Annotated in this window: 3 protein-coding genes; all 3 read right to left on the reverse strand. The window is 47.2% G+C overall.

The features are described from left to right. Positions 1–623 precede the first annotated feature (623 nt). Positions 624–1544 carry a glycosyltransferase family A protein gene (locus DU506_RS20460; protein ID WP_114488693.1) on the reverse strand — a complete coding sequence of 307 codons (921 nt, stop codon included), beginning with the start codon at positions 1542–1544 and terminating at the stop codon, positions 624–626. A gap of 191 nt (positions 1545–1735) precedes the next feature. Further along, a complete protein-coding gene (locus DU506_RS20465) occupies positions 1736–2698 on the reverse strand; it encodes a glycosyltransferase family 2 protein (RefSeq protein WP_114488694.1) in 963 nt (320 codons plus the stop codon). A gap of 524 nt (positions 2699–3222) precedes the next feature. Beyond that, the gene (locus tag DU506_RS20470; RefSeq protein WP_114488695.1) at positions 3223–5274 is read right to left on the reverse strand and encodes an acyltransferase family protein; all 2052 of its coding nucleotides are present in this window, start codon (positions 5272–5274) and stop codon (positions 3223–3225) included. Between the last annotated feature and the right edge of the window lie 174 nt (positions 5275–5448).

Raw genomic sequence — 5448 nt, forward strand, 5'->3', positions numbered from 1 at the left:
AATCTTTCACCCATAGCGAATGGTCCTCTTGCATCAGGTTCTTGCCGGAACGTACTGATTTTTATAGAGGTTACCATTCGCTATCTTCGTTTTCAGGCCTGCGTCGTGAATAACCCGGGCTCAAGTGAACGTTTCAGGCTGGGGGTAATGTATTCCAGATAAGTTCGGGACAGATGATGAGTGTCCGACCACATCAACCTTTCATCGAAATAGGCTGGACACACCCCGTCATTACATATCAGCTTGGTAAAATCGATAGAAATAAACAGGCACGATCCCAATCCAGCCGATCCGGCTCCTGGAAGTTTTCCAACAAGGCTTGGTCGAACGCCTCCCAGACACAACCTCATGCCAGTTGCGGAGCCGTCACCAGCAAGTGATGCCGGAATCACATCCCATCTCATGGGGTAGCATCTATCGAGGAGTCCCGTACTTCAGAACGAACAGGACTCCCGTCAAGACAGCATGGTTGGAAACTCGCGGTCTGCCGTTGTTGGGCTTGGCGGCTCTGGTGGCGGCAACGGTTTGACGATTTACTAAATCTCATAAGGTACGTTCTTTTTAACCATAACGATAGTATTGGGAATAGTGGCGAGCTATTTCAAGCATTTTGAAAATAACTCTTATAACACCCTATCCCGCAACCTTTCATAGTAGGGCTGAGGTATTGTCAGAGACGCCAATGTCAGCCACTGGCGAGGGCGCATACTGAATAGCATTAATGAATACATATCCTTCTTAATCGACTTTCCAAGTATCTTCTTCTCCACTGCCCATGCAAGTATCTTACGATTTATTGCAGCTCTTAAATAATGCTTTTCAAGCCAAGTGAGGCCGACCTCACACTCCTTCTTCAAATCAAGACAAGGATGAATATGAACCACATTACTCTTGTCGCTTACAACACCGCTATTATGAAGCAACCACATATTCGTAACCGTGGGGTCGTAGTGAACCATCTTGAGACTGCATATCGCTTTCAACCAAAAATATACATCCCCGGCACGCTGATACCTCCCAGCAGGAAACCCTCCCAGGTCCATGAACCTATCACGATGTATGCATGCGCCATTCATGTGAATAAAATCAGAACGAGAAAACGCTGCTAGAGCTTCCTGACGGCTCAGGACACCGCTTTTCAAGGAGTCACTGCGTGGGACTAATCTATTACCCTTCATCTTCTGAAAGGCATTGACAAAAAGTTCAATGGATGGGTTTTCCGAAATGGCATCAGCAAATCTAGAAAGATGATCGTAAACAAGCAAATCATCAGCATCAAAAAAGACCAACCATTTGGATGTTGCCTGCTGTGCACCATAATTACGCGCAGCGTAGCCGCCAGGACCCGGTTTATCACGCTGATATAATCGCAGTTTTCCCTTGCGCTCTTCTTGCAACAAGAGCTGAAGAGATCCATCCGTTGATGCATCATCGACAACAATGATCTCAAAATTTTTCAAGGTCTGATTATATAGACACGAGAGCGAATCCAACACAGTTGAGACCTTGTTATGTACTGGAATTATCACCGAAAAAAAATGCATGATTCCACCTTATCCATTCGATTAAATTTAACTTAAAAATAAAATCATAAAATTATAAAATTATAAAATTATAAAATTCATACGTTCATATAAATATAATCAGAATGAAATCAATATCTAATAAACATCGACTTGCTCGCCTTGCCGGCTTGTGCACCACGATAGCGACCAATCATAAACAGCATTATTATTTATTCCCGAGCAACACACTTATAAATACCTAATGGCACATATTGGCTTTCGACCGGAGAATCCATGTACTCAACAGCCGGTGAAAACAAGAAACCTTCGACCAACCCTATTGTAACGATACTGGCTTTCTTTAATCGACCTTTGCGCAAAAGCTTTAATATCATATATAAATCTAAATACATGATCATTAGTAGCATACGAATTGGGCGATATTTCCTGGTAACAAATATTCTATTCCTTATCAAATATCTATAATATTTAAGGCGTGCTTCACTGCTTTCAGAAGCTATATTCAGCACCCCTTTCTCTTGTCGTAAATGCATCACCCTGCTGGCGCCGACAACAAACCCGGGAACATCTTTTGTTATTCTTAATGTATACTCAGTATCTTCACCCCAGATAAACATGTCGGAAATAGGTAAACCATACTTTTCCAGGGTACCTCGAGGGATAAGAATGGATACAAAAGTTGCACGACCGACGGCGACCACACCATACTGAACAAACTTTGGCCAATCCTTGTAACCAATATGATTCTTTGTTTCGTTGATGGACGGCGAGTTGGTTACATAACCATTTTCCGTGAAGGCAGTAGAAATCAGATATGCTCTATCAATACCATTTTTATCGAGCGTACTGTCTGCTTCAGTCAGCCTTTGCAGGGCACACGGCTCCGGAATGACATCATCATCCATCATCCAGACATAATCGGCACCTTCCTGATAAGCAATTCGAAACCCGGCATTGAACCCACCAGCAGCACCTACATTATACGAAAGCAAGTACACTTTAAGATTAGGATAGTTCAATCCACTCAGCATCTTTTGCGTACCATCGTCGCTGGCATTGTCAATTACAACCACCTGATCACAAGAGTATGTTTGTGAATAAATTGCATCTAGACATTGCTGGAGTAAATCCTGCCGATTGTAAGTGAGTACCACCGCGATTACCTTGCCCATAGTGCCTCCTGCCAAGATGTGTCCTTGAAAGAACTCAGCCGCCCGTTGAGTACCACATCAAAACAGGGTCTCGGTACGCACGAATATTAAGTGCCAAGATCGAGTCCTTCCCAAAATGATTCCAGACAAGCTACCGCCTCGGCATGCGTAGGCATGTGTCCGAGGCGCTGGCCGTTCTGGTTGTCGTTGCCGCATCGGTCAGCACCAAGCGATGAGCCATTCATCCAACGCCTTAGCCTTCGCGTCGAGATGTAAGAAGCGATTCCTGAAATTGCTGGATACCTTATGATTGAATGAAACTAATGGATACATTCAGTTTACATAGTTACAAAATATTCATACCAGTATTTTTCTCTCTTCCTAAGTGCTAGAAAGGGCATTCTATGGTGGTGATAAAAAGGCAAGGAACTGATCTTCACGCATGAGTAATGTTAATCAAATAAGTATGAAACTGAATGAGCTCGCCAGAGTCGAGCTCATTCAGTCGCTTGGTAACAGACAGGTACCCAGCCTCTGACCGAAAGTCAGTCCGCATGCTTTTTCTTCGCAACCAGTAATTCATGATGGGTATCTACCCAACCCGCCACGGCCATCTCATTCAACAAATGACCAACGAGAATCTCGGAACCGAGATTATTCAAGTGAAAACTGTCGTAATAAAGCAGCTTTCCATCAAGCTCCGCAGTACAGCGGTCGGGGATGAAAGTATTACAGAATACCGACTCCGGCTTGAACCTTACGAGGTTCTTGTGATCCTCCAACTGATCGAAGTGATGGTAGGTCGATGCCACCCTTTCGACAAAAACGTCATGGCTCGTGCTCAGCGGTTCCGTCCTCTCGATGCCGTACATAACTTCCTTGGCAAGGTGAATCGGCACATTCCAGCCTACTTCGGGAATTGGATAGACAAGCATCACTTTCTTTCCCGCCTCAAGAAGTGAGCGCACGGTGTCACGCATCAGCTGCCCCATGACCTCTACCCTGTCGTCATAACCCATGGGATTCTTTAAGGGTATCGCATACAGCTCATGGCCAGGTTCTACCCCCCCCTCGCGATTGTCGAACCTCTTGCCCTCGAACTGAAGAGGGTAGCGTGCCGACATTACAACGATCTCAATCTCCTCGTTATCGATAAGGAAATCAATGGCTTCTTCGTTGTATCGCGTGCACCCATCCATGCCATCACTCCTTCTGTAACCCACGATCGGCAAGCAGTTGGTATGCACCAGCTGCTTGATGCCATGCCCTTGGATCTCCAGCCTTCGTTCCAGGCTCCTCACGAGCGTACCCGCCTGACTATCACCCCAGAGCGCCAACAGGCGAGGTTTCTCGCCATTGAAAACGCATGAAGATTCGGGGGACACATAGTGCCCCGGAAGCACCTGGCACTCACGGACCCTAGGATCCCGGTCATCAACCATCTTGGCGAGTTGCACCGCACGTGGATCCAGTCTCCCCGGCACCCCCTGCGACACAGCCCCATAAAGCCCGAGACCGATCAGCAGAACCGACACCCCTGCCGCTCCGGCGAAGACTTGATTGCGGCTAATGAAGGCCTTGTTCCTGAAAGGTTTTTCAACGAAACGCCAGGAAAAATAGGATAACACCAGGGTCAGGGCACACAGCACTAGGTAATCGTGGCTCGACAGCGCCACAAGACTCCTTTCCTTGGCGAACACGAACACTGGCTGATGCCATAGGTAAATGCTATAACTCATCAAGCCGATACCCACGATCGGCTTCCAGCCAAGCCACCTGCCCGACCACGTATCGTTCCGGGCAAACATGATCACCAGGCTCGACCCCACGACAGGAATCAGCGTCCACAAGCTGGGGAAAGGGGTGTCATCATCGAACATCACCACCGAATAGAGGATCATCGCTAGGCCCACGAAAGCGCCCAGGTCGCGGATGACACTCCTGAGCCTCAGCTCGCGACCATGCAAGGCAATGGCAATCATCGCCCCAGCCAGCAGCTCCCAGGCACGAGTGGGAAGCAAGTAAAAATTAGCCGACGGGTGCGTCCGGGATCCCCATTCCGCTAAACCAAGGCTGAGAGTGGATACCAGCAACAGGGTCAGGAAGAAGTGCTCTTTCCTCAACCGCCTGACGAAGAGGAGAAACAGCGGGAAGAAGACATAGAACTGCTCTTCCACAGCCAGGCTCCAGGTATGCAGTAGCGGCTTCAGTTCTGCTGGTCCGGCAAAATAATCGATCTGCTGCCAGAAGAAGATATTCGATACGAAGGTATTGACGGCAATGATACTCTGGCTCAACTCCTTGAAGTCATCCGGCAGCATCCACATCCAGGCGAAGGGAAGGCAAATCATTGTGACAAAAAAGAGTGCTGGTAATATTCGTCTTGCTCTCTTTTCGTAGAAACGGATAAGCGAAAAATTTCCGCTGACCATTTCGTTGTAGATGATATTGGTGATCAGATACCCGCTGATGACGAAGAAGACATCGACTCCGACATAACCACCATTGAAAAACTCGAACCCTGCATGATAGAGAACTACTGGAATCACGGCGACTGCCCTGAGCCCATCGACTTCTGACCTATACAATAGTTTCATTATATGAACCTTTATCAGAACACTTTAAAATCTGAAATCCACCATGCATCATCCCGGTGATTTTCAACCCAGTTGTCCAAATAGCTGCGCTTAAGCAGCCTGTTTATTACGCTCGATTTCTTGCACTTTCCCGGGGTTGAGCGACACCGGACCGGTTACCTCCCAGTTTCGGGT

The sequence above is a fragment of the Vreelandella rituensis genome (assembly GCF_003336665.1).
GTDB lineage: Bacteria > Pseudomonadota > Gammaproteobacteria > Pseudomonadales > Halomonadaceae > Vreelandella > Vreelandella rituensis.